The sequence below is a fragment of the Kribbella sp. NBC_01510 genome (assembly GCF_045040325.1).
Classification (GTDB): domain Bacteria; phylum Actinomycetota; class Actinomycetes; order Propionibacteriales; family Kribbellaceae; genus Kribbella.
The window spans coordinates 6,822,358-6,846,795 of the sequence record NZ_CP109418.1 but is presented as its reverse complement, the minus strand read 5'-3'; the positions used below and the strand labels follow the sequence as shown (position 1 = coordinate 6,846,795).

At 68.7% G+C, this 24,438-nt stretch carries 26 protein-coding genes; 10 read left to right on the top strand and 16 right to left on the bottom strand.

The features are described from left to right. Positions 1 to 146: 146 nt before the first annotated feature. Complete coding sequence (locus OG558_RS33860; protein ID WP_329477330.1) at positions 147 to 377, top strand: hypothetical protein; 231 nt, start codon at positions 147 to 149, stop codon at positions 375 to 377. A gap of 91 nt (positions 378 to 468) precedes the next feature. Here the strand turns inward: OG558_RS33860 and OG558_RS33855 are convergent, their stop codons facing one another. Continuing rightward, positions 469 to 1,944, bottom strand: a complete 1,476-nt coding sequence (locus tag OG558_RS33855) for a PLP-dependent aminotransferase family protein (protein ID WP_405066608.1) — start codon at positions 1,942 to 1,944, stop codon at positions 469 to 471. 87 nt (positions 1,945 to 2,031) lie between these two features. Between OG558_RS33855 and OG558_RS33850 the strand changes: the two genes are divergently transcribed. Beyond that, the gene (locus OG558_RS33850) at positions 2,032 to 2,658 is read left to right on the top strand and encodes a LysE family translocator (RefSeq protein WP_329477334.1); all 627 of its coding nucleotides are present in this window, start codon (positions 2,032 to 2,034) and stop codon (positions 2,656 to 2,658) included. On the opposite strand, the gene OG558_RS33845 is transcribed toward OG558_RS33850, so the two are convergent. Next, on the bottom strand, positions 2,616 to 4,634 hold the full coding sequence (locus OG558_RS33845; RefSeq protein ID WP_405066607.1) for a glycogen debranching N-terminal domain-containing protein: 2,019 nt from the start codon (positions 4,632 to 4,634) through the stop codon (positions 2,616 to 2,618). The genes OG558_RS33850 and OG558_RS33845 overlap by 43 nt on opposite strands. 41 nt (positions 4,635 to 4,675) lie before the next feature. Here OG558_RS33845 and OG558_RS33840 point away from each other — a divergent pair, with 41 nt between their 5' ends. From OG558_RS33840 to OG558_RS33825, 4 genes are all read left to right on the top strand, one after another. Then, on the top strand, positions 4,676 to 5,161 hold the full coding sequence (locus OG558_RS33840; protein WP_405066606.1) for a DUF456 domain-containing protein: 486 nt from the start codon (positions 4,676 to 4,678) through the stop codon (positions 5,159 to 5,161). 109 nt (positions 5,162 to 5,270) lie between these two features. Continuing rightward, positions 5,271 to 5,804: a hypothetical protein gene (locus OG558_RS33835; protein ID WP_405066605.1), complete on the top strand. Its 534-nt coding sequence runs from the start codon at positions 5,271 to 5,273 to the stop codon at positions 5,802 to 5,804. Positions 5,805 to 5,870: 66 nt separating this feature from the next. Next, a complete protein-coding gene (locus OG558_RS33830; RefSeq protein ID WP_405066604.1) occupies positions 5,871 to 6,572 on the top strand; it encodes a response regulator transcription factor in 702 nt (233 codons plus the stop codon). Continuing rightward, positions 6,572 to 8,107, top strand: coding sequence for a sensor histidine kinase (locus OG558_RS33825; protein ID WP_405066603.1), 1,536 nt, complete (start codon positions 6,572 to 6,574; stop codon positions 8,105 to 8,107). Before OG558_RS33830 ends, OG558_RS33825 begins: the two co-directional genes overlap by 1 nt. Here OG558_RS33825 and ppk2 read toward each other — a convergent pair. After that, a complete protein-coding gene (ppk2, locus tag OG558_RS33820) occupies positions 8,082 to 8,990 on the bottom strand; it encodes a polyphosphate kinase 2 (RefSeq protein WP_405066602.1) in 909 nt (302 codons plus the stop codon). The genes OG558_RS33825 and ppk2 overlap by 26 nt on opposite strands. A 68-nt stretch (positions 8,991 to 9,058) precedes the next feature. Between ppk2 and OG558_RS33815 the strand changes: the two genes are divergently transcribed. After that, positions 9,059 to 9,868 (top strand): phosphotransferase, encoded by an 810-nt coding sequence (locus OG558_RS33815; protein WP_405066601.1) that lies wholly within the window; start codon positions 9,059 to 9,061, stop codon positions 9,866 to 9,868. Between the two features lie 219 nt (positions 9,869 to 10,087). Here OG558_RS33815 and OG558_RS33810 read toward each other — a convergent pair whose 3' ends face one another. The 10 genes from OG558_RS33810 to OG558_RS33765 all read right to left on the bottom strand — a co-directional run bounded on the left by OG558_RS33810 (position 10,088) and on the right by OG558_RS33765 (position 19,558). After that, the gene (locus tag OG558_RS33810) at positions 10,088 to 11,143 is read right to left on the bottom strand and encodes a Gfo/Idh/MocA family oxidoreductase (protein WP_329477348.1); all 1,056 of its coding nucleotides are present in this window, start codon (positions 11,141 to 11,143) and stop codon (positions 10,088 to 10,090) included. 1 nt (position 11,144) lies between these two features. Beyond that, positions 11,145 to 11,987, bottom strand: coding sequence for a TIM barrel protein (locus OG558_RS33805; RefSeq protein ID WP_329477350.1), 843 nt, complete (start codon positions 11,985 to 11,987; stop codon positions 11,145 to 11,147). After that, the gene (locus tag OG558_RS33800) at positions 11,984 to 13,123 is read right to left on the bottom strand and encodes an ROK family transcriptional regulator (protein ID WP_405066600.1); all 1,140 of its coding nucleotides are present in this window, start codon (positions 13,121 to 13,123) and stop codon (positions 11,984 to 11,986) included. The genes OG558_RS33805 and OG558_RS33800 overlap by 4 nt, the downstream gene beginning before the upstream one ends. Positions 13,124 to 13,214: 91 nt before the next feature. Beyond that, positions 13,215 to 13,892: a YidC/Oxa1 family membrane protein insertase gene (locus OG558_RS33795; protein ID WP_405066599.1), complete on the bottom strand. Its 678-nt coding sequence runs from the start codon at positions 13,890 to 13,892 to the stop codon at positions 13,215 to 13,217. A 45-nt stretch (positions 13,893 to 13,937) separates the two neighbouring features. Further along, positions 13,938 to 14,198, bottom strand: coding sequence for a DUF6412 domain-containing protein (locus tag OG558_RS33790; RefSeq protein ID WP_328520925.1), 261 nt, complete (start codon positions 14,196 to 14,198; stop codon positions 13,938 to 13,940). Beyond that, positions 14,198 to 15,523: an RNA polymerase sigma factor gene (locus OG558_RS33785; RefSeq protein WP_329477357.1), complete on the bottom strand. Its 1,326-nt coding sequence runs from the start codon at positions 15,521 to 15,523 to the stop codon at positions 14,198 to 14,200. The genes OG558_RS33790 and OG558_RS33785 overlap by 1 nt, the downstream gene beginning before the upstream one ends. Before the next feature lie 249 nt (positions 15,524 to 15,772). Then, positions 15,773 to 16,393: an HhH-GPD-type base excision DNA repair protein gene (locus OG558_RS33780; RefSeq protein WP_405066598.1), complete on the bottom strand. Its 621-nt coding sequence runs from the start codon at positions 16,391 to 16,393 to the stop codon at positions 15,773 to 15,775. 1 nt (position 16,394) lies between these two features. Continuing rightward, positions 16,395 to 16,808: a universal stress protein gene (locus OG558_RS33775; protein WP_405066597.1), complete on the bottom strand. Its 414-nt coding sequence runs from the start codon at positions 16,806 to 16,808 to the stop codon at positions 16,395 to 16,397. 422 nt (positions 16,809 to 17,230) lie between these two features. Further along, entirely contained in the window at positions 17,231 to 18,709 is a 1,479-nt protein-coding gene (locus tag OG558_RS33770) for a glutamate--cysteine ligase (protein ID WP_329477361.1), read from the bottom strand. A gap of 87 nt (positions 18,710 to 18,796) precedes the next feature. After that, on the bottom strand, positions 18,797 to 19,558 hold the full coding sequence (locus tag OG558_RS33765; RefSeq protein ID WP_405066596.1) for an MBL fold metallo-hydrolase: 762 nt from the start codon (positions 19,556 to 19,558) through the stop codon (positions 18,797 to 18,799). 36 nt (positions 19,559 to 19,594) lie between these two features. Here OG558_RS33765 and OG558_RS33760 point away from each other — a divergent pair, with 36 nt between their 5' ends. Both OG558_RS33760 and OG558_RS33755 read left to right on the top strand, forming a co-directional pair. Continuing rightward, positions 19,595 to 20,950 (top strand): DNA polymerase IV, encoded by a 1,356-nt coding sequence (locus OG558_RS33760; RefSeq protein ID WP_405066595.1) that lies wholly within the window; start codon positions 19,595 to 19,597, stop codon positions 20,948 to 20,950. Next, positions 20,943 to 21,893: a tetratricopeptide repeat protein gene (locus OG558_RS33755; RefSeq protein ID WP_405066594.1), complete on the top strand. Its 951-nt coding sequence runs from the start codon at positions 20,943 to 20,945 to the stop codon at positions 21,891 to 21,893. Before OG558_RS33760 ends, OG558_RS33755 begins: the two co-directional genes overlap by 8 nt. Here the strand turns inward: OG558_RS33755 and ddaH are convergent. Beyond that, a complete protein-coding gene (ddaH, locus tag OG558_RS33750; RefSeq protein WP_405066593.1) occupies positions 21,862 to 22,623 on the bottom strand; it encodes a dimethylargininase in 762 nt (253 codons plus the stop codon). The two genes, OG558_RS33755 and ddaH, sit on opposite strands and share 32 nt — an antisense overlap. A 48-nt stretch (positions 22,624 to 22,671) precedes the next feature. Between ddaH and OG558_RS33745 the strand changes: the two genes are divergently transcribed. Next, entirely contained in the window at positions 22,672 to 23,184 is a 513-nt protein-coding gene (locus OG558_RS33745) for a hemerythrin domain-containing protein (protein WP_405066592.1), read from the top strand. Positions 23,185 to 23,239: 55 nt separating this feature from the next. Here OG558_RS33745 and OG558_RS33740 read toward each other — a convergent pair whose 3' ends face one another. Next, a complete protein-coding gene (locus tag OG558_RS33740) occupies positions 23,240 to 23,971 on the bottom strand; it encodes an MBL fold metallo-hydrolase (RefSeq protein WP_405066591.1) in 732 nt (243 codons plus the stop codon). Then, positions 23,968 to 24,360: a YccF domain-containing protein gene (locus OG558_RS33735; RefSeq protein WP_329477375.1), complete on the bottom strand. Its 393-nt coding sequence runs from the start codon at positions 24,358 to 24,360 to the stop codon at positions 23,968 to 23,970. The genes OG558_RS33740 and OG558_RS33735 overlap by 4 nt, the downstream gene beginning before the upstream one ends. Between the last annotated feature and the right edge of the window lie 78 nt (positions 24,361 to 24,438).

Below are 24,438 nucleotides of genomic sequence, written 5' to 3'. Positions count from 1 at the left end.
TCCCCGAAACGATTCCTCGTCAAGATGCGTCATACGGGAACAGGTGGTTCGTCTCACATACGGACACGTTGCCCCACCCGGGAAGCGATCCGTCTGTCAGGATGTTGGTATCTGGTGAGTACGGAACTAGATGAGATGAGGCCTCAATGACTACAGCACTCGCCCCGAGCTCGACCCTGTCGGCTGCGGACCGTTGTGATCGCTGCGGCGCGCAGGCCTACGTTCGTGTCACCTTGACCAGCGGTGGGGAGCTTCTGTTCTGCGCCCACCACGGCCGGGAGCACGCGGAGAAGCTGCGCAATATCGCGATCACGATCCACGACGAGACGGGACGGCTCGAAGCGACCCCGACCATCGCCACGGACGAGGATCGGTAAGGACCTGACTTCCTAAACGCGCCAACGGCGGCGCCAAAGTCATACAGGCTTCGATGGCGGTCACCCGCAAGGGTGACCGCCATCCTTCCGTTCACACCACAGGTACGGCGGGAGCCGGGCCGTGGCGGCGGAGTTCGTGCCAGGCCCGGGCCAGCCGCGCGACCGCATCATCAAGCACTTGCTCGGAGTAGGCGAACGGCACCCGGAGATAGTCGTCGTGCTCGCCGGTCGGATCCATCGCATGACCCGCCACCACCTCGACACCGTGCCGCAGCGCGACCTGGGAGAACACCCGGGCGTCAGTGTCCGGCAGCCGGATCCAGAGCGCGGACCCACCGACCGGTGGAGACCATTTCCAGTCGGGCAGTCGCTCCGTCAGCAACTGCCCCATCAGCTTCTTCCGCGCAGTCGACACCCGCGCCCGCTGCGCGGTCAGTTCGGTCAGCCGCGGCAGCAGCCGAGCCGTGAGTGCCTGATCGATCACCGGACTCCCGAGGTCGGCCAGCGCCTTGTGTCGTGCCAGCCGTTCCGCGAGCGGTCGTGACGCACGGATCCACCCGATCCGCAGTCCGCCCCAGACCGCCTTCGACACCGACCCGATCGTCAGCACCTCGGCCCCGTCCGGCGCGTAAGCAGCCAACGGTGGCGGGATCGACGGTCCGGCCGGATCCCACGCCGAATACGCGTTGTCCTCCACCACCACAACGCCGTACTTGGCCGCCAGTTCGGCGACCTGCCGTCGCCGGTTCGCTGACATCAGCCGACCGGTCGGATTGTGGAACGTCGGCATCACGAACAGCATCGCCGGCTGATGCTCGGCGAACGCTGCCGTCAGCAGGTCCGGCCGGATGCCGGCGTCATCCAGCGGTACGCCGACCACCCGCCCGCCGGCCGCGCCGAACAGGTCGAAGCACCCGGGCCAGCTGGGCTGCTCGATCACCACCGTGGCCCCGGTGCGCAGATACATCTGCGTCACCAGAGCGATCGCCTGGTGTGCACCCGTGGTGACCACCACCTCGTCGGCCTCGGTCGGCAACCCCGACGACGTGAAGTGCTCGGCGATCCGCTCCCGCAGCACCGACAGCCCGCGCGGGTGGTACCCGACGTCGTCGAGCAACGCGGGGAGGTCGCCGGACGCCAGGTCGATCAGTTCCTCGGCGAGTTCGGGCAATCCCGGGTCGACGGCGTACGTGAGCGAGATGACCTCTCCTGGGCCGACCGCGATCCGATGGAACAACGACTCGCCGTACCCGGCCGGCATCTGCTTGTCCGCCCGTGAACGACCACGTCCCGCCGCCCGTGCGACGGTCGTACCGCTGCCGCGCCGGCTCTCGACGAGCCCGCGGGCACGGAGTTCGTCGTACGCCGCGACGACCGTGGAGCGACTGATCGCGAGGGACTCGGCGAGCCGGCGTTCGGCCGGGAGGCGGGCGCCGACCGGGAGCTCGGCCGAGCCGATCAGGGCCGCGATCGCGTCGGCCAATCGCCGGTACAAGCCGCCGGCGCGGCCGGTCAGCCGGTGACCGATCAGGTCGGCCAAAGCGGCTGGGTCTCCGGAACGGTCCACTTCTCCCCTTATTGGCTCGGGTGGACTGCTTCTCGCGCCGCCAGGCTAGTACCGGCAACCAGTCCAGTTCGAGTGGAAGGCGGGATCATGGGGATCGGGCAGTTGTTGGGGTTCGCCGGTGCGACGGTGGTGCTGGTCGGCATGCCCGGGCCCAACAACCTCTACATCTCGCTGCGCAGCCTGACCCAGGGCCGCCGCGCCGGGGTCGTCTCCGCGCTGGCGATCGAAACCGGCACGCTCGTCTACATCGTCGTCACCGCGCTCGGCCTCGCGGCGCTCGTGCAGGCCTCCCCCGCGTTGTTCACCGCGATCACCGTCTCCGGCGCGCTGTACCTCGCCTATCTCGGGCTCAAGCTCGTCAAGGTCCGCGCGACCGAGCACTCCGGTGGCGTCCCGGCGGCACCCCTCGGCCGCGTCTTCCGCGACGGCGTCCTGGTGAACCTGCTCAACCCCAAGGCCGCGCTGTTCTTCCTGGCGTTCCTTCCGCAGTTCACCACCCGCGACGCCGGACCCGACCAGCTCCGCAGGGAGATGTTGCTGCTCGGCGCCGGCGCGATGCTGATCGGTCTGGCACTGGACCTCTGCTACGCCGTTGGCGCGGACGCGATCGGCCGGCGCTTCCGCTCGGTCCGTACGACGAACCGCGGCCGCAATCTGGTCGTTGCCACGATCTACTTCGCGCTGTCGGCGTTCGCCCTCATCAGCGTGTTCTGAGGCGCTTCCAGCACGGTCAGGACGCCGTCCTCGACGCGCACGGACAGTACTTCGTCACCGAGCCGAAGCCCTCTGACCTCGAGTGCATTCCACGGTGCCTGGGCTGGGTTCACGATCAGCGTCTCCCCGGGAACATCCGGCTCGATGCCCAGCGCCGCAACCACCGCCGCGACGACCGATGCGGCGGCCCACGCCTGCGGCCGACAGGACAACGGGTACGGCGTCGGCGTGTTCTCCTCGTCCGTACCGCGACCGCCGTATAACTCGGGCAACCGATAGCCGAACGCTTCCGCGGCACGAATCAGACCGTCCACGTACGACGAAGCCACCGCCCCGTGACCGGATGCGTACAGGCCCTGGATCGTCATCGCGGTGTCGTGCGGCCAGACGCTGCCGGTGTGATAGCCGAGCGGGTTGAACCGAGTCATTGCCGTGGACAACGTTCTCAACCCGAAGCCGCTGTTCAGTTCCGCGCCGGCCAGCACGTCGGCTACCGCTTGCTCCTCGTCCGCATCGAGCAGACCGGTGCCGAGCAGATGACCCATGTTCGACGCGCGCCCGACGACCGGGTCCTTGGCGCCGTCGAGCGCGATCGCCGGGTAACCGTCGACCCAGAACGCGGAGCGGAACCGCTCCTGCAGAGCGGCCGCCCACTCCCGCCATTCGTCGCCGGACTCACCGTGCGCTTCGAGGAGCTCGGCTCCCCTGACCGCCGCGGCGTACGCATAGCCCTGCACCTCGCACAGTGCGATGGGTGCGGTGGCGAGCGTGCCGTCCGGCCATTGCACCGCGTCGGCGGAGTCCTTCCAACCCTGGTTGGCCAGTCCGTGGCCGGACTCATCGACATACTCGAGGAAGCCGTCGCCGTCAGGATCGGCGTAGTCCTTCATCCAACCGAGTGCGCGGCGCAGGTTCGGCAGCAGGTCGCTGACCTCTTTGGCCGGCATGCCCCAGCGCCAAGCCTTGTGGAGGGTGGTGATCCAGAGTTGGGTCGCGTCATGCGTTCCGTAGTACGCCGCGGGCAGGACGAGACCGCCGCCGTGGTCGGCGACCTCGGCGCGGAGCTCGTGCGGGATCTTGCCGGGTTGCTCGGCGGAGTCCGGGTCGACCTTGGTGCCTTGCCAGGCGGCGAGCGCTCGCAGGGTTCCGGCGGCCAGTCCGGGGTCGACCGGGATCAGCATGCCGGACGAGATCAGCGAGTCGCGGCCGAAGAGCGTGAGATACCACGGCGGGCCGGCGCCGAGATAGCGATCGGCGCCGACGGCCAACTGCAGCGCGAGCACGTCGTCGAGTGAGCGCTGCAGCCAACGCTCGACCCGCTTGTCGTCACAGCTCAGGCGGACGCCGTACGGCGCTCTGTCCGCGGGCGGCTCGATCGAGAAGCCGGTGGTCGACGTCGGGACGTCAGCCCTGACGCGCAGGGTGATAGTGAACTCCTCCCCCGGCTCGAGCCGGGGCATGGTGGCGACTCCGGGATCGGCACTCACGCTCACCCGGGTCCCGGCTTTCTCCCAGTGCAGCCAACCCGACTCCCCCGCCCTGGTCGGCAGTGGCGTCAGGTCGGGCAGCTCGGCGGCCGCTCCGCTCCGGACCGCGGCCGTCCCTGCGAGATCGGTGCCCAGGGCAACATCCAGCCGGCACGCGATCGGCGTGCGGGAACGATTCACCAGCGTGATCCGCTCGGTCAGGCCCTCGCTGTCCACCTCCCGGGTGCGGTACAGCATCACGGTCGGATCGTGCCGGGTGTCACCGAGTCCTTCGACCATCGCGACGTACTCGTGGGCCGCCGCGGAGCGCTCGACGGCGTGCACCGGGATCGGCTCCCGGCCGTCGATCGTGACCCTGAGCCGGGACAGGATGCGCCGGTCGCGGGCGTACACCCCCTCGGCGCCGGAGCCGGTGAGCTGCCCGGATCGTGGCGACAGGACCACCCAGGGAGCAGCGAGTGCGGTGACCAGTTCGTGCAGCTGGGACATGGCTCCACCCTAAAGGGCTGCTTTTGCGGCAGAGTGTCGGTGTGGAAACTGGTGTGACCCTCCTGGTCGGCGTCGCGATCTTCGTCGGGATCGTGGGGATCGTCGTGCCGATCCTGCCCGGGGCCCTCCTGAGTCTGGCGGCGATCCTGGTCTGGGCGATCCTGACGCACAGCGCGACCGGCTGGATCGTGTTCGCGATCACCGGGGCCTTGATCGGTGCGAGTCAGGTGGTGAAGTACGTCGTACCGGAGCGACGGCTCCGGGAAGCCGGCGTGCCCCGCCGGTCCATGCTCGTCGGCGTCCTGCTCGGGATCGTCGGGTTCTTCGTCATCCCGGTGGTCGGCATGTTCGTCGGCTTCCCGATCGGTGTCTACCTGTCCGAGGTCCAGCGACAGCGCACGCACGCCGCCGCGTGGACGTCGACCAAGCATGCGCTGCGGCAGACCGGGGTGTCGATCCTGATCGAGCTCATCGGCACGTCGCTGGCTGCGGCGGTCTGGCTGGCCGCCGTACTCTTCGTCGTCTGAATTGCCAGGGTTTTCTCAGCCGCACCGGAGCCCCGTCTCAGTTCGGCGGTGCAGCGTGGGAAGACCAGTGGCAGGTCAGCCTGGCACGCAGTTCGGAAGGCAGAGCAGGATGAAGCTCTCAGAGAAGCGGTGGCGGATCCTCGGCACGGTCGCCGCGGTCGCCGTGACCACCACCGCAGGCGGGGTGGCCTGGGCCGCGACCAACGCGGACCCCACGCCGTCCCCCTCGGCGTCGCCGTCGACACCGTCCACGCCGAACCAGCAGCAGCCCGGTGGACCGGGCAAGGGCGGGTTCGGGCATCGCGGCGAGTTCGGTGTCGGTGGGGCGCTGCACGGCGAGTTCGTGGTCCCGAAGGACGGCGGCGGCTATCAGACCATCGCCACCCAGCAGGGTGACGTGACCGCGGTCAGCACGGACTCGATCACCGTGAAGAGTGCGGACGGGTACAGCCGCACCTACACCGTCGCGGCGGAGACCCTGGTGAACTCGGCCCGCGACGGCATCGCCTCGATCAAGACCGGCAGCAAGGTGTCGGTCAGTGCCGTGGTGGCGAACAACACCGCGACCGCGACCACGATCGACGACGGCACCGCCCGCGACGCGGCGGGTCAGAAATGGGGGTTCAAGCACGGGCCGCGCTGACAACTCACAGCTGATTGCCAGGAACCCTCCAGGGTTCACACGGGTACCAGCGGCAGACTGTGGGGCATGAGTCCGCATCTGCTGGTGGTCGACGACGAGCCGAACATCGTCGAGTTGCTGTCCGCGAGTCTGCGTTTCGCCGGGTACGACGTGACCACGGCGACCCACGGCGCCGAGGCGCTGCGGAAGGCTCGTGAGGTGGAGCCCGACCTGGTCGTCCTCGACGTGATGATGCCGGGCCTGGACGGATTCGAAGTGGTCCGCAGGCTGCGCGGTGGGGACCGGCATGTGCCGGTGCTGTTCCTCACCGCCCGTGACGCGGTCGAGGACAAGGTCCTCGGCCTGCACACCGGTGGCGACGACTATGTCACCAAGCCGTTCAGTCTGGACGAGCTGGTCGCCCGGGTGCGGGCACTGCTGCGCCGGTCCGGTCACCGCGAGCAGACCACCTCCGAGGCCGCCGTACTGCGCTATGCCGATCTGGAACTGAACGAGGACAGCTACGAGGTGTTCAAAGGTGGTCAGGCGGTCCAGCTCTCGCTGACCGAGTTCAAGCTGCTGCGCTGCCTGCTGGAGAACGCCGAGCGGGTGATGTCCAAGGGCCAGATCCTCTCCGCGGTCTGGAACTACGACTTCGCCGGCGACGCCGGCGTGGTCGAGTCGTACATGTCCTACCTGCGCCGTAAGGTCGACACCGGCGACCAGAAGCTGCTCCACACCGTCCGCGGGGTCGGGTATGTCCTGCGCACCCCGCGAGGCCCCAACTGATGCAACTGACCCACCGGCGCTTCGCGGACCGGTACCCCCTGCGCGTCACCATCGTCGTCGTCCTGCTGACGTTGGTGGCGCTCGCTCTTGCCGCCTCCGGCGTGGTGGCGACCACGATCATGCGCGGCTACCTCGTCGACCGTGTCGACGAGCAGTTGCACCAGACTGTGATGCAGGTCCAGCGGATCCCGCCGGACCGGCGCCCGCAGCCACCCGGCACCGGCGAACTGGGCCGTCGTCCACTGCCGAGTGAGTTCGTCGTCCAGTTCAACGACTCCGAAGGCACCAGCGACGGCGGTCCGATCGGTGCCCGGCTGGCCGAGACCGAGCCGCTGCCGAAGCTGCCGACGCTGAATCTCAACCAGGTGCGGGCGCTCGACGGGAAGTCCTTCAACGTCGACGCCGTCTCCGGCGGCGCGACGTGGCGAGTCGTCGCCATCCCGCTGGACAATGGCTCGGGCTCGGTGATGGTCGCGCAGAGCCTCAAGGACATCGACCACACGATCCAGCGCCTGGTCGGCATCCAGGCAGCCGCCGGCATCATCCTCCTGGTGTTGCTGGCCGGCATCGGGACCTACGTCGTACGGCGAAGTCTGCGCGGACTCGAGGACGTCGAGCACACCGCGGTCGCGATCGCCGGCGGCGACCTGAGCCAGCGGGTGCCGCAGCGGGATCCCAGGACCGAGGTCGGCCGGTTGTCGCTCGCGCTCAACCAGATGCTCGGGCAGATCGAGACCGCGTTCACGCAGCGGACCGCGTCCGAACTGGCCGCCCGGCGCTCCGAGGAGACCGCCCGGGAGTCCGAGGAGGCCGCGCGACAGTCGGAGGAGGCGGCCCGCCAGTCGGAGGACCGGATGCGGCGGTTCGTGGCGGACGCGTCCCACGAATTGCGGACGCCGTTGACCTCGATCCGTGGCTTCGCGGAGCTTTCCCGGCAGCGCGGTGACACCACGGATCCGGACACCATGCGGCGGATCGAGGACGAGGCCAAGCGGATGGGCCTGCTCGTCGACGACCTGCTACTGCTCGCGCGGCTCGATCAACAGCGGCCACTGAAGATGGAATCGGTGGATCTGCTGCCGATCGCCGCCGACGCGCTGCACAACGCCCAGGCCGTGCAGCCGGGGCGCAACATCTCGCTCAAGATCCTGCAGGACTCCGAAGCGCCGGTGGTCGAGGGCGACGAGGCTCGCCTGCGTCAGGTGCTCGGGAACCTGGTCAGCAACGCGCTCCACCACACCCCGCTCGAGGCCCCGATCACTGTCTCCGTCGGCACCCGCGGGGACGAGGCGATCCTCGAGGTCAGCGACACCGGCCCGGGCCTGAGCGATGAGCAGAAGGCCAAGGTCTTCGAGCGCTTCTACCGCGCAGACTCGGCCCGCACCCGCACCACCGGCGGCTCCGGCCTAGGCCTCTCCATCGTCGCCGCCCTGGTCGCCGCCCACCGCGGCCGCGTCACCGTCACCGACTCCACCCCGACCGGCGCCACCTTCACCGTCCACCTGCCGCTCACAGAGCCGGGAAGGCGCGGGTAGCGGACTCGCCGTGCTCGAGGACCTGGGCGGCCGGGCCGAGGATCTTCGGGTCCGGGCTGCCGACCAGTTCGACGTCCTTGTCGGTGTAGTCGTAGCGGCTGAGCACGTGCCGCATGGCCTCGAGCCGGGCGCGCTTCTTGTCGTTGCTCTTCACCACGGTCCAGGGCGCGTGCAGCGTGTCCGTGTAGTGGAACATCGCCTCCTTGGCCTCGGTGTAGTCGGCCCACTTGTCCAGCGACGCGAGGTCGGTCGGCGACAACTTCCACTGCCGCACCGGGTCGATCTGCCGGATCGTGAAGCGGGTCTGCTGCTCGGCCTGCGACACCGAGAACCACAGCTTGATCAGCAGGATGCCCGAGCGCACCAGCATCCGCTCGAACTCCGGCGCCTGCCGCAGGAACTCCTCGTACTGGTCGTTCGTGCAGAACCCCATCACCCGCTCGACACAGGCCCGGTTGTACCAGGACCGGTCGAACAGCACCATCTCCTTCGCGGCCGGCAGGTGCTCGACGTACCGCTGGAAGTACCACTGGGTCTGCTCGCGCTCGGTGGGCTTCTCCAGCGCGACGATGCTCGCGCCGCGCGGGTTCAGGTGCTCCATGAAGCGCTTGATCGTGCCGCCCTTACCGGCCGCGTCGCGCCCCTCGAACACGATCACCAGCCGCTGCCCCGACCGCTTCACCCAGTACTGCAGCTTGAGCAACTCGATCTGCAGCAGCCGCTTGTCCCGGTCGTAGATCTCGCGCGGCAGCCGTTCGCCGTACGGATAGCCCTCGCGCCAGGTGTCGACCGGCGTACCGTCCGCACGCAACAGCACCGGATCGTCGTCCTCATCGTCGAGGACACGGAAGCCGAGCTCTTGGACCAGATCAGGGGTGCTCATGTCTCAAGAGTCTGCGCCGCCTGTGTCATCCAGGTAAACAGGTCGTTCCTCCGGCAGAATGAGCCACTGTGATCGACGAAGGTGAAGAAGTTCCCCTGCTCGGCGGCGACGTGACCGAAGGACTGGTCCGGGTCGGCGACACGGTACGACGACCGCCCGGTGAGCGCGGCGAGCTCGTCAGGGATGTGCTGCTGCACCTCGAGTCGGTCGGGTTCGAGGGTGCACCGCGATTCCTCGGAGTCGACTCCGCCGGCCGTCACGCGCTGTCCTACATCGAGGGCGAGGTGGCCGGCCGTCCGTGGCCGGTCTGGATCGCCGACGAGGACCGGATGCTCTCGGTCACCCGGCTGGTCCGCGCGTACGACGACGCGATCGAAGGGTTCGGGATCCCGACGGATCTCCCGCCGCCGATCGAGCCGCCGGGGCTTCCGGACCTCGCCGATCCAGCGGAGCTCGTGGGGCATCAGGACATCACCCCGGAGAACGTCGTCTTCCGCGACGGCCGCGCGTACGCCTTGATCGACTTCGACCTCGCGCGGCCGGTCAGCCGTGCCCGCGAGGTCGTCAACCTGATGCTGTGGTGGGCGCCGTTCGGCGCGGACGCCGATCTCGACCCGGCGATGCGCGGCCTGGACCGCGCCCGGCGGTGCCGGCTGATCGCTGATGCCTACGACCTGTCCCTGGCGGACCGCAAGCGGTTGATCGGCTTGGCCATCGGACTGGGTGAGCGGGGCTGGCACCTGATGAAGTACCGCGCGGAGACCCTCGGCGGCGGATGGCAGCGGATGTGGAGTGAGGGAGTCGGCGACACGATCAAGCATCGCCAGGTCTGGCTCGAGAAGAACGCCGACTCCCTCACCACTGCCCTGATCAGCTGATATTGAACGGTGATCAAGTCCTGCACATCGTTCAAGGGCCGGCATGAACTACCTCGGCCCGAACCTGCTGCGCGTCTTCGGACGAGCTGCTCGGCCTCTACCTGACCGCCGGCTTCGAACCGGCCGAAGCCGACCACGCCTCCAAGACAGTGCTCGGATACGTGATCGGCAACGCCTCGACCGAGGCCGCCACGACCACCCGACGGAAGCCGGACCCGGTCACCGAGTGATCTTCACCTCGGATCCGATCCGGGCGGACTCGTAGATCGCCGACAGGATGCGCGCCATCTCGAGGCCTTGCTCCGCCGTCGCGTCGGCCGGGATCTCCCGGCGGCAGATCTTCAGGAAGTTGTCGATCTGGTTGGCGAACCCGACCGCGAAGTCGAACCCGAGCGAGTCGATCTGCGGCTGGACGTGCAACAGGGTGTCGTGCCGCTCGGTGACCATCAGCAGCTCCGGCTCGATCTCCGCGCCGCCCTTGTCGCCGTGGATCTTCACACTCGTCGAGTTCCGCGCGTGCAGCGAGTACGACGTGTCCACGTCGAGAACCGCCCCGTTCTCGAAGCGGACCTGCGCCGTCGCGTAGTCCTCGACGTTGTTGACCCGCGTCTCGGACGCGGCCCGGTACCGGGTCAGGTGCTGGATGTTGTCCCGGGCACCGAGTGGCGAGAACGTCGCCCCCGACACCGAGACCGGGGTCGGCATGCCCATCAGGTACCAGCACAGGTCGATGATGTGCACACCCAGGTCGATCAGCGGGCCGCCACCGGAGATGTCGACGTCGCCGAACCATCCACCGGGGTTGCCGGCGGCCCGGATGATCGTGGCCCGCGCGGCGTAGATGTCGCCGAACTCGCCCTCGTCCAGGAAACGCTTCGTGACCAGGGCATTCGGGGCGAAGCGCCGTACGTAGCCGATCTGCAGGGCCTGACCGGTCTCCTGCGTCGCCCGGACCAGCGACTCCGCCTCGGCGACCGTCACGGACATCGGCTTCTCGACCAGCACGTCCTTGCCGGCCCGCAGCGCCGCTTCCGCGATCTTGGCGTGCAGAAGGTTCGGCACGCAGATGCTGACGGCGTCGACACCGGGGTCGGCCAGGACCTCGTCGACGACATCGGTTGCCCGCGGTACGCCGAACTCGTCGGCTCGGGCCTTCGCTCGCGTCCGGTCGATGTCACAGACGGCCACCAGCTCGGCCTGCGGGTTCTTCTGGTACGAGATCAGGTGCTGGGTCGCGATGGCACCCACACCGATGACAGCAATTCGGGTCGTCATGTCAGGCAGCTCCCGCCAGTCGGAGGATGTTGTTGAGCGAGCGCTCGATGGCGTCCGGAGTCGACTCCAGACCCTCGAACTCGAGGCTCACCGGTACGTCGGGCTTGGTGGCGACCAGGGCGAGCAGGCCCGCCAGGTCGAGATCTCCGTGCCCCGAGATCGTGCCGAGCAGGTAGTCCCCGGCCAGCGTCCTGAGCCAGCCGTCGCCCGCCGACCGGCGGATGTGGAAGTCCTTCACGCCCACGGAGGCCGCGAGGTCGATCAGTCCGGCGGCGGTCTTGCCGGGCACCTCGCCGACGCACAGGCCGTTGCCGAGGTCGAGCGTGACCCGGAAGTTCGGGCGGTCCACGGCGTACACGAGCCGGGCCAGCCGGTCGCTGCCGTTCATGAAGAAGCCGTGGTTCTCGATCGTCGAGACGATGCCCAGTTCCGCGGCATGGTCGGCGACGGCACGGCAACCTTCCACGACCCGCTCGAACGTCGACTCGAACTCCCCCGGGTCCTGTTCACGCCACGCCCACGGGGCGACGTCGTGCCGGAAGACGCGAGCGCCGAACCGGTGCGCGACATCCAGTTGCCGGCGGAGGCGGTCGATCTCCTTGTCCTCCGCCGTCCGCAGGTCGCCGCTGACGAGGTAGTTCACGATCGGTACGCCGACATCGTCGGAGTGCTTGGCCGCGTCGCGGACGACGCCGTCGTTCTCCAGGTAGTACTCGCCGTCCATCGCGGCGATCTCCAGATGCCCGGCAGGTGATGACGCGACCCAATCCAGGACCCCGATCAGGTCCATCTCGCCGCTGTTCATGAGCCCTCGGAAGCAGTACGAGCTGACTCCTAGTTTCACGTGCTGGTCCTCTCCACGTCGTGAGTGATCCGGCTCCACGGACTCGGGTAGCCGTGAATCCCATAGATGTCTGAACTGAACTGGTCGAACGCGGTGCCGACCGCCCCGAGCACCACGGCCTCACGCCCCAGGGCCGAGGCGACGAACGGTGGGCGCTCGGGGAAGAGCAACTCCTTCTCGACCGCGGCCTCGAGCGGACGAAGCAGCGCGTCACTGTCCTGCGCCAGCCAGCCCCGCACGACCACGACTTCTGGATCGACGACCAGCAACACGGTGGCGATCCGGCCGGCGATCTGCGCGCAGAAGTCCGCGATCTCCGCCTGGGCGGCCGCGTCGCCGGCGGCAGCCGCGCTCAGCACCGCTTCGCCGCTCGGGTGTGAGGTCCAGATCAACTGCCCGCGCTGCGCGTTCCGCGTCCAGCGCATGCCGCGCTGCGCTCCGAGCTCCCCGGCGAGCCGGTGGCGTCCTTGCCGGATGACTCCGTTCAGGACGATCGACACGGACAGCCGATGACCTATCTGGAGGTAGACCACGTCGGAGTACCCGCGCCCCGCACCGCCGCGCTGCTCGGCGAGCGCCGCCAGCTTGATGTCGTTGTCGATGGCAACCGGAAGGCCCAGGTCCTGCGACACGGTCTCTACGATCGGGACGCCGACCAGCTCGGGCAACGCGAGACTGGCGCGCAGGTGACCGTTCGCCTCGATCACACCGGGCAGCGCCAAGCCGACCGCACGAAGTCGTCCGGCGTCGACCGCGCCCTGTTCCGCCGCGGCGTCGATCGCGCGCTGGATCAGGGAGACACCGGCACGCCGGTCCCGCTGCAGTTCGGTGTAGCCGACCCGGCGGCCGGACAGGTCACAGATGACGGCTCGAGCCCCGCGCGGGCCAAGATCGACGCCGGCCACCAGCCCTGTCTCCCGGGCGAACTGAAAGGCACGCGCGGGCCGGCCCGGACCCACGGTCGCCGGGTCCGTGGACACGACCAGACCGGCCTCGAGCAGATCGTCGAGGACGGCGTGCACCGTGGGTCGCGACAGTCCGGTCTCCGCGCTGATGACTCCGACCGTTTGCGCTTCGTCGGAATCGGCCAGGAAGCGCAGACAGGCGACTTGGTTCGCCGACCGTACGGGATCCATCGCCCTCCGTCGCGTTTATGCAACCGGCTTTATTAAAGACGGTAGCAGAATGATGCGACGGACCGCAACAGATAGTTGCTCCAGGCAACTGTCAGCGTTGCAGGATGGTGCGTTCGGCGACAGTCCAGGCGGTCGTGGTGAGCAGGTACAGGCCGGCGGCCAAGGGCAGGAAGGCCGCGCTGAGCAGGGTGCCGTAGGGCAGCAGGCGGGCCACCCGCCGGGACAGTGGCGTGGCCGTCTCGTCGAGTTGCCGCAGGGCGAGGCGCGCCGAGAACCAGGCGACGACCGCCAGCAGGACGGCGAGAACGAGGAACGCCGGGGTCCCGGTGAGGACCGGCCAGTGCAGGCCGAGCGGCGCGCCGAGGAGGCTGCCACTGATCAACTGGTTCAACTCCCCCGCCACTACCGCACGGGAGAACAGCGTGTACATCAGCCAGAAGAACGGCATTTGCGCGAGCGTGGGCAGGAACCCGGCGAACAGCGACGTACCCGACTCCGCCTGGAGCTTGGCGAGCTCGCGTTGCAGCCGCTCCGGATCGCCACGGTGGCGATCACTGAGCTTCTTCAACGCAGGCATCAGCTCCGCGCGGGCGCGCAACCCGCGATGGGCCCGCAGGCTGAGCGGAACGAGACACAGGCGTACGGCGAGGGTACAGACGACGATCGCGATCACGGCGGCGTAGCTGCCGGTGAGCGGTTCGATGGCGGTGACGAGGGACGTGAGCACGTGATAGGCACCGGCGACCGGTGCCTCCAGGAACGAAGGCACAGCACAACTCCACGAGTGAGAAGGAACGGGTAGCGAGGTAGAGCGCTACCGTCCCGGTGCTCGTGGACGAGGCCGCCCGGCGTCGTCCGGATCACACAGCCGGAGGAAAACGGTCTGCTCCGCACGATCGCGGACCGAGGTCGCCCGCGCGAGCAGCGGAGCGGCCGGGGGCGCCGAGGTGCGCGCGACGAGAAGAAGCGTGAACAGCAAGGCCGCCGCCGTGAGCACGGCGGCGGCCAAGGTTGCCGAATCGTAGGCAGGCATCACCAGCGCGAGTACGCCGGCGATCGCCTGACCCACTGTCATCAGTCCAGGTAGTCCCGGAGGACCTGCGAACGCGACGGGTGGCGCAGCTTCGACATCGTCTTCGACTCGATCTGCCGGATCCGCTCGCGGGTCACGCCGTACACCTTGCCGATCTCGTCCAGCGTCTTCGGCTGGCCGTCGGTCAGGCCGAAGCGCATCGAGACCACGCCGGCCTCGCGCTCGGACAGCGTGTCCAAGACGGCGTGCAGTTGCTCCTGCAGCAGCGTGAACGACACCGCCTCGGCCGGCACGATCGCCTCGGAGTCCTCGATCAGGTCGCCGAACTCGGAGTCGCCGTCCTCACCGAGTGGGGTGTGCAGCGAGATCGGCTCACGGCCGTACTTCTGCACCTCGATGACCTTCTCCGGGGTCATGTCGAGCTCCTTGGCGAGCTCTTCCGGAGTGGGTTCGCGACCGAGGTCCTGCAGCATCTGCCGCTGGACCCGGGCCAGCTTGTTGATGACCTCGACCATGTGCACCGGGATCCGGATGGTCCGGGCCTGGTCGGCCATCGCGCGGGTGATCGCCTGCCGGATCCACCAGGTGGCGTACGTCGAGAACTTGTAGCCCTTGGTGTAGTCGAACTTCTCCACCGCGCGGATCAGACCGAGGTTGCCCTCCTGGATCAGATCCAGGAACAGCATGCCGCGGCCGGTGTAGCGCTTGGCCAACGACACCACCAGGCGCAGGTTGGCCTCGAGCAGGTGGTTCTTGGCCCGGCGCCCGTCCTCGGAGATCCACTCGTACTCGTCGCGGACCTTCTCCTTCAGCTTGTTCGCCTCGTCGCCGATCTGCTCCTCGGCGAACAGGCCGGCCTCGATCCGCTTGGCGAGCTCGACCTCCTGCTCGGCGTTCAGCAGCGGGACCTTGCCGATCTGCTTCAGGTAGTCCTTGACCGGGTCCGCGGTGGCACCGGCGACCATCACCTGCTGCTCGGGCTCGTCGGTCTCGTCGGCCTCGGAGACGACGAAGCCCTCGTCCTCGGTGAGCTCCTTCTCCAGCGGCTTGACCGCGTCGGGACTGAAGTCCGCCTCGTCCACCTCGTCCAGCGAGCGGGGCTTGCCGGTCTTCGGGTCGATCGCCAGACCCGCCTCGGAAACTGCGGCCTTCTTCGCCGGCGCCTTCTTGGCGGCGGCCTTCTTCGCGGCGGGGATACCGTCCTCCTTGATGCTGGCGGCAGACTTGGCCGCGGCCTTCTTCACGGCCGCCTTCTTGGCAGCGGGCTCGGTCACTCGGGCGCTGGTCCTCGGAGCCGTGCTGCGGGCGGTGGCGGCCACGGCCCGGGCTGACTCGGCGGGAAGATTCTCGGACGAGCTGGACGACACGAATTACCTCTCGTCTGACGCAGGGTTTGTACGGCGGTACGACGTTGTGATGCTGCTGGTGGTGCCACGTTCTGGGTATGACTGTGTGTGCGCTGCTCGCTGGTCAGGCGGCGGCAACACTACATTGTAATCCGCGAACCAAGCCCAGGCGCCGCGCGACCCCCCGAAGGACATGCGCAGGCCTCCACCGTACGGGCGTTCCCGCCCGGATGGAGGCCTGATCGCGTCAACGTTCGATATCGTCTGCCGTCACCCGTTGCGGGTCTGCCGCAGCGGCCGGGCCACGACCCGCTGCCGGACCACCTGTTGTTCCTGCTTGAACTGCCGCACCCGAACCAGCGACGCGACGTCGATCACGTCCGCGACGGACTTGTACGCGCCGTCCTCGCCGTACGGCTCGGACGCCTCGCGCCACCCGCGCGGGCGGACCTTGAGTTGCTTGCCGAGCAGCGCGACGAAGACCTTCGCCTTCTGCGCGCCGAAGCCCGGCAGGGCCGAGAGCCTGGCCAGCAGGTCGTCCCCAGACTTGACATCGGACCAGAGCCCCGAGGCGTTACCGCCGTACTCCTCGTCGAGGTGTTTGGCCAGCGTCTGGATCCGGGCGGCCATCGCGGTCGGGAACCGGTGCACGGCCGGCGGGCCGGCCACCACCTCGACGAACGCGTCCGGGTCGTAGTGCGCGACCGTGGCCGGGTCGAACGGACCGTCCATCCGCTGGGCGATCGCGACCGGGCCCGCGAACGCGCGCTCCATCGGGATCTGCTGGTCCAGCAACATCCCCACCAGCAGGGCGAACGGATCTCTGCTCAGCATCTCGTCGGCGTCGGGCTGCTGTGCGAGGCACAGCTTCTTGCTGCGTGTCGAAGTCACCTCAGTCCTCCCCTTCCTCGGCCTTCACGGCCAGCACCGGGCACGGAGCGTCGAGCAGCACCCGCTGGGCGTTGCTGCCGAGGATGAGCTTGCCGACCGGGGACCGGCGGCGCAGGCCGATCACGATGAACTCCGCGTGCACCTGCTCGGCGACGGCCACCAGGTCCTCCGCCGGATCGAGTCCACGCACCAGTTGCCGTACCTCGTAGGGCACGCCGGTCGAGTCGAGCTGTTCCCGTACCTCTGCCAGCGCGGCGTCACTCGCCGCCGCCTCATCGCTGTCGAAGCTGCGTCCACCCCGGTGCGAGTTCACCACCACCAGTTTGGCGTCCCGAAGCGTTGCTTCTTCCGCCGCCCGCCGAAGGGCCGCACGGCCCTCCGCCTTCGGCACGTAACCCACGACGATGGTTGTCATCGCCCTGCCTCACCTCCGGGTGTCGTGTCGACCCGTTCCGAACGATACTGCTCCCGACCGTGGTCGGCATCCGCTGCATTTACACCAGCTGTGTCGCGGCCGTGACGGATGGCTGATCGTTACGCGGGTAGTACTCCACCACCGGCTAGACCACCGTGGTGGCAGCCACGCCGGTGCCCGAGTACTACCCGCGACGAAACTCTCTAACCTTCCGGTGGCCACACCTTTGCAGGGCTGTCACCCAACGCGCCACCCCTGTAGTCCGGGTCGTTATCGAACTCGTCCACCCAGTTGCCTTGGGCAAGGTCGCCGGAGCTCGGCACGGTTCCGCCGGAGGGACCCCGGTTCCGCGGCTGCACCCCCGCCGGGCGGAGCGAGGCGCGCTTTCCCTTGTCCAACGTTGTCGTAAATAACTAACCGGTTCAGTCCACCGGCCACTCATGAACTGGCGTGTTCTCGTGCATGTGATCGCGGTAGCGGCGCAGCATTCCGCGCAACGCGTCCCGCCGCCCGTGCGATCCCTGTGTATACAGTCGATGGAACTCGTCGGCCTGCCACGACGCGCCGTTGCGGTGGGTCAGGCAGCGCTGCTCGATGATTCCGAGCAGCCGATCCCGTACGGCGGTGTCGACGCCCCAGGCCTCGAGTCCCCGGGATGCCAACGGCAGCAGGCGTCTGAGCACCAGCTCGGTCGCGCGCACCGTACCGATACCCGGCCAGAACACCTCCGCGTCGATCCCGTTCCTGGCCGCTTCGTGGAAGTTCTCCTCGGCCGCGCTGAACGACATCTGCGACCAGATCGGCCGTTCGCTGTCGGCAAGGGCCCGCACCAGGCCGAAGTAGAAGGCGCCGTTCGCGATCGTGTCGACGACCGTCGGCCCGGCCGGCAGCACCCGATTCTCCACCCGCAGATGCGGCTTTTCCCGGACAACGTCGTACACGGGCCGGTTCCAGCGATAGATCGTCCCGTTGTGCAGCCGCAACTCCGAAAGGGCCGGTGTGTCGCCACGATCGAGGACGGCGATCGGATCCTCGTCCGACGTCACCGGCAGCAGCGCCGGGTAGTAGCGGGAGTTCTCCTCGAACAGGTCGAAGATCGAGGTGATCCAGCGTTCACCGAACCACACCCGCGGCCGCACGCCCTGGGTCTTCAGTTCGTGCGTCCGGGTGTCGGCGGCCTGCTCGAACAACGCGATGCGCGTTTCCCGCAATAGCTCCTTACCGAACAGGAACGGCGAGTTCGCGCCGACGGCGAGCTGGACGCCGGAGATCGCCTGCGCGGCGTTCCAGTACCGCGGGAAGGCCTCGGGTGTCACCTGCAGATGGAACTGCGTCGACGTACAGGCTGCCTCGGGCACGATGCTGTCGGCGGTCACCTGCAGCCGCTCGATCCCGTCGATGGAGATCTGCACGTCCTCGCCCCGCGCGGCGAAGATCTGGTCGTTGAGCAAGGCATACCGCGGGTTCGTGCTCAGTGCCTCGCGATGGATGTGCTCGGTCAGCAGTGTCGGCAGGATACCGACGACAACCATCGACGACCCGGTCCGGGCCGCCTTCTCCTCGGCCGCGTTCAGGCTCTCGCGGATGCTGGACTCCATCGTGTCCAGGCCGATGCCGTCGATCTGCCCGGGTGGCACGTTGATCTCGATGTTGAACTGGCCGAGCTCGGTCTGGAACGCGTCGTCCTCGATCGCGCTCAGCACCTCGCCGTTCTTGAACGCCGGGTCGCACTGCTCGTCGACCAGGTTCAGCTCGATCTCGATTCCGGTCATCGGCCGCTCGGGGGCGAACCGGTTCTCGCGCAGCATCCGCGCGAAGGCGTCCAGATTGCGATGCACTTGATTGCGGAACGCGGTCCGGTCCGCCCGGGTGAACTCGACCCGGTCGACTTCCTCACCCATTTCGGCCTCCCCTGGTGGCTCCCGCTACAGCATGGCCTCAGTCTGCCCGAAGGTGCCCATCCATGGGTGGCGCAATCGCGTGGTGGATCAGACCGGGTAGACGATGAAGTGGTCGCGGACGACCCGGACCGGCTCCGGTCCCGCCTCCTCGAGCACGCCGGCGAGCTCGGTCAGTACGGCGGGATCGAGCGGCAACTCGTGTTCGCTGGGGTGGCGGTCGGCGCCCATCTCGTAGTCCTCGCCGGGCCGGTCGGTCAGCTCGATGTGCGCGCCGGCGATCCACTCGACGGCATTGCCCGCGGCAACGAAGTCGGCCAGCCGCCGGACACTCGCCCGGAACGCCGGCCAGTCGAAGACGTACAGCCGGCCGGGGTACAGCGAGTCGCCACTGATCAGCAGCCGCGTCGCCCGGTCGTAGACCGCGACGTGCGAGGCGTGGTGCCCCGGGATCGGGATGATGTCCAGGACCCGGTCGCCGAGATCGAGCTGGACCACGTCGTTCGGCCAGTCCGCGATCCCGAAGTACGCCGCCACCTCCTCCGGTGAGCGGCCGACGACGCTGTCGAACTCGGCGTCCCCACCGACGTGGTCGCCGTGCGCGTGGGTGTGCGCGACGATCAGCTCCTGTCCGCTCAGCAGGCTTTCGACCAGTGGGCGGAGCTGCACGTGACCGGTGCCCGTGTCGAGCAGCAGGGCGCGCTCGGTGCCGAGCAGGAGGTACAGGAACGGTCCTTCGAAGTTGGTCCGGAGCGCCTGCCGGATGATCACCGTGCGCTCGTCGTACCAATGGACCTGATGGTCGGGACTGGCCGGATCGGTGCCGTCGTCCCAGTGGTCGGGGAAGCTCATGACGCAATTGTCGGTCATAGCAGGGACACTTGGGTCGTGCGTGGGGATCCGTCGGTGCTGCATGTCGATCTGGACGCGTTCTTCGCGGCCGTTGAGCAGCGGGACAAGCCGTCGCTGCGGGGCAAGCCCGTCGTGGTCGGCGGTGTCGGCGTCCGCGGTGTCGTGTCGACCGCGTCGTACGAGGCCCGCAAGTACGGCGTCCGGTCCGCGATGCCGACCGCGGAGGCGCGGTCCCGCTGTCCGCACGCGGCGTACCTGGGGCCGCGGTTCGAGGTGTACCGGCAGTCCAGCCGAGCGGTGATGGCGGAGATGCGGGCGCTGTCGCCGCTGGTCGAGCCGCTGTCGCTGGACGAGGCGTTCATCGACCTGGCGGCGTCCGGCCTGACCGGGCTCACGGTCGACGACGTGCAGGCGATCGCGAACGATCTCAAGGCGGCGATCCGGAAGGTCAGCGGCGGACTCACCGCGTCGGTCGGCGCGGGCACGTCGAAGCTGATCGCGAAGATCGCCAGCGATCTCGACAAGCCGGACGGTGTGGTCGTCGTGCCGGCCGGGACAGAGGCCGAGTTCCTCGCGCCGATGCAGGTCACCGTGATTCCCGGTGTCGGTCCGGCGACCGCCCAGCGGCTGAGCATGGCCGGCGTCCGCACGGTCGCCGACCTGCAGCAGCTCGACGAGGACGAGCTGATCCGTCAGGTCGGATCCGCGCACGGCTCGAGCCTGTACCGGCTCGCCATCGCGGCCGACGACCGCCCAGTGGTGAGCGACCGGGAGACCAAGTCGGTCAGTGTCGAGGACACCTTCGAGACCGACATCATCGACCGCTCGCTGCTGGCCGCGATCGGCGACCGGATGGCCCACCGCGTCTCCGAGCGCTTGCAGAAGGCGCAGCTCTCCGGCCGGACGGTCACGGTGAAGACCCGCATGCACGACTTCACCACCCACACCCGGTCGTCCACGCTGGCCGGCCCGACCGACGATGCCCGCGTGATCGCCCGGGTCGCCCGCCGGTTGCTCGACGACAGCGAGATCGGCGGCGGCATCCGGCTGCTCGGGGTGGGTGTGTCGTCGCTCGCCGACTGGATCCAGGACGACCTCTTCACCGAGAGCGAGTACGCCGAGGCCCCGGTCGAGGTGGTCGAGCTGCCGGAGCGCCCGCGCGACCAGATCGGGTTCTTCCCGGGCCAGGACGTCGCCCATCCCGACTACGGCCACGGCTGGGTGTGGGGCTCCGGACGCGGCCGCGTCACGGTCCGCTTCGAGACCGCGGACACCCCGCCGGGACCGGTGCGGACGTTCGCCACCGACGACCCGGCCCTGTCAAAGGTCACCATCGGGTTGCAAGAGGAAGACGACGAGCCCGAAAGCGACCAGAATAGGTCGAGTGAATGAGGAACGGCGGGGGGTTTACCCGTTCTGTGGCACGTGCGCGTCGTCGTCGATCGCGTGGCGCGCGGCCGTGACGGCCGGCCCGATGGGGAGCCGGTTCTACGGCCACCGGGACGTGTGCGAGAGCTGCGGATCCTCGGTACGCACGCTCTACAGCACGATCCTGTGGGTCCCGGTGTCGAAGGTCGCCCGGTACCGGATCATCCCGACCGGCGGCCGCAGCTACATCGGCCGGAAGGTGATCGACCGGCCGATCCTGACCGTCGTACGGCATGAGCCGGTGTCGGCGCTCGCCGATCACCCCGAGCTCGACGGCGATCCGGCGTACAAGCAGGCCGAGGTGTACTGGCACGAGCGCGAGGCCGGGCAGGCGTTGCCCTTCTATCAATCCGCGTTGGTCGAGCGGGAGAAGGTGCTCGCCGCGGACGACCCGGCGACACTTCGGGTCCGGCTGCGGGTGGCGCAGGGCCTGCTGGCGACCGGGAACTACGGACGGGCGATCGCGTGGTTCGAGCTCGTGACACCGCAACTGGTGGACGTGTTCGGGCCGAATCACGATCTGACCCGGACGGCGACCGAGGCCGTCACCGGAGCCCGCCTGATGGTTGGCGGACCGCACTCCGAGGCGCAACTCCTGCAGGACATCGTCGCCGTCGACGCGCTGGTCCTGGATCAGCACGACCCACAACTGCTCCGCGACCGGGCAGCCCTCGGGCGCGCGCTCCTCTCCGGTGGGGAGATCGCGGCGTCGATCGAAATGCTCGCGCACGCAGTTGGTGGCGCCGCTGCCGCACTCGGCCCGACCCACCCGGACACCTCGGTCTATCGCACCGCGCTGGTGGAGGCGTGCGACGTCGCCAAGGCGCGTGGCAAGAAGCGGGACCTGCAGGCTGCTGAGGCGGCCCTGCCGTTGCTCAACGCCGAAGGCGCACCGACAAGCACGTGACACAGCCCTCGAGCTTCTCGAACTCGCTGATGTCCACGACGACCGGCGTGTAGCCGAGCTCCGCGAACAGCGCCGCGGTCTTCGGCGCGGAGGCCGCCATCAACAGCCGGTCCTCCCCCAGCAGGACGATGTGCGCCCCCGCTTCCTCGGGGACCGGACGGAAGCTGTCGAACGCCGCCGGGTCGTCGACGAGTGGCTCGTACCCGATCACGGTCCCGTCGGGCAGTGCGGTCACCGCCGACTTCAGGTGCAGCACCTTGCGCACCGGCACCGCGCGTACGTCGGCCCCGAGCGGCGCGAGCGCGTCCCGCAACTGCCGGATGCCTTCGTCGTTGGTCCGCCCGCCGAGCCCGGCGTACACGGTCGAGCCGATCTTCAGGATGTCGCCGCCGTCGAGCGTCCCGGGCCTGGTGATGCGCGTGATGCGGTACCCCTGGCCCGCGACCGTCTCCTCCGCGGCGGCCGCCTCCGGCCGGCGCTGGTCGGCTCCGGACCGTGCGATCACCGCGAGGTCGCCGTACACGATCATGGTGTCCTCGATGAAGACGCCGTCGGGGCATTCGTCGATCGCCGGCACCTCGACCGTCGTCCACCCGGTCGCCTCGAGCGCGCCGATGTACCCCTGCCATTGCCGTACGGCGAGCTCGGCGTCGACCGGGGTCCGTTCGATGTGTGTGACGAGTCCGTCGGCGAGACGCGGGCTGGGGCGTCGGACCAGGGCAGTCGGCATGGCTGCAGGGTAACCGGGTACCGGAGGGCTCGACGAAGGGAGGAACGGATGCCGAAGATCCTGCCCGCGACGGGCGGCGACGTGGTCGAGATCATCCTGGCGGACCACCGGTGGTTCGAGGAGGCGCTGCGCGAACTGCGAGACGTCCAGAGCGACCGGAAGGCTGTGCTCGCCGATCTGGCGACCGTGCTGATCGCCCATGCGGAAGCCGAGGAGGCGAAGGTCTATCCGGCGCTGCGGACGAAGGATGCGATCGACGCGGAGGAGGTCGAGCACTCCGAGCACGAGCACGACGAGGGCAACGAGGCGCTGCTCGACCTGATGGAGATCGAGGACACGGACAGCGAGGAGTTCAGCAAGCAGCTCCACGAGTTGTCCGAGGCGCTGACCCACCACCTCGACGAGGAGGAGCGCGACGTCCTCAACCCGGCGCGGACGGATGTCTCCGAGGAGGTACGGCGCAACCTGGGCGACGCGTTCGCCGAGGAACGGGCGCGACTGATCGACTCCGGCTGCGGCGACATCGCCACCGTGCGCAAGATCGTCGCCGGGGCGAAGTGAGCGGCAGCCCGGCCACAGAGGGTTCCGGTGTGGCCGGGCTGCTCGGTGGCCGCTCTCACAACGTGATAGTCAGGCCCTCGTCCGCCGCGATGACCTCGCCGTCGAACTCCTGCTCCGCCTCGGCCACCGACACCGACCGGTCCGAGCCCGGCCAGAAATGCGTCAACAGCAGCCGCCGCGCGCCACGCGCACCACGACCGGCCTCACCAGCCGTCATCAGATAGCGAGGCGTCGTGTCCGGCGACGGACCTTGCAGGGTCGCGTCGGAGATGAACAGGTCCGTTCCTTCGGCCAGCTTCCGGAGGTCAGGGGACGGACCGCTGTCGCCGGTGTAGGCGACCGACACACCCGGCGCAGACAACCGCACACCGAAGTTGGTCTTGTAGTGCGGCAACTCGACGGTCTCGACGGTGAACGGCCCGAGTTGCTCGGTGGTCGCGAGGTCGTGGAACTCGAAGACGGTGGCCGGATCCGGGATCGGCTCGAGGGCTCGCAGTACGTCGAGGACGCCCGGAGTGCAGTGCAGCGGGATCGGCGGTGCGTCCGGTGCCTCGTAGTACCTGACCCGGGCCAGCGCACTTACGTCGACGCAGTGGTCCGGGTGCTGGTGCGTGACCACGACCGCGTCGACCTCGCCCTTCGGACGGTGCTCGAGCAGTCGCGGGAGGGCGGCGTACCCGAGGTCGAGGACCACGCGAAAGCCGTCGTATTCGAGCAGGAAGCCGGCGCACGCACGGCCGGCCTCCGGCCAGGCGCCGCACGAGCCGAGGACGGTGAGCGACCTCACCGGGCGGCGAACGGCTGGTCGGTCGGCACGATCTCCTTGCCGAGCGGGACCAGCGAGATCGGGATCAGCTTGAAGTTCGCCACACCGAGCGGGATGCCGATGATCGTCAGGCACAGCGCGATCCCGGTAGTGAGGTGGCCGAGCGCCAGCCACCAGCCGGCGAAGACGATCCAGATCACGTTGCCGAGCAGCGCGCCCGCGCCGGCACCCGGCTTGTCGACCATCGTCCGGCCGAACGGCCACAGTGTGTACCCGGCGATCCGGAACGCGGCGATGCCGAACGGGATCGTCACGATCAGCACACAGCAGATGATGCCGGCGATCGCGTAACCGACCGCCAGCCAGAACCCGGCCAGCACCAGCCAGATCAGATTGAGAAGCGTCCTCATGTCCCCCAGCCTGCCACCTGGCGGGGGTGTTCCCGTACCAACCGGGCACAAGTCCGGGATCGTTCCGGGGCACCCCTG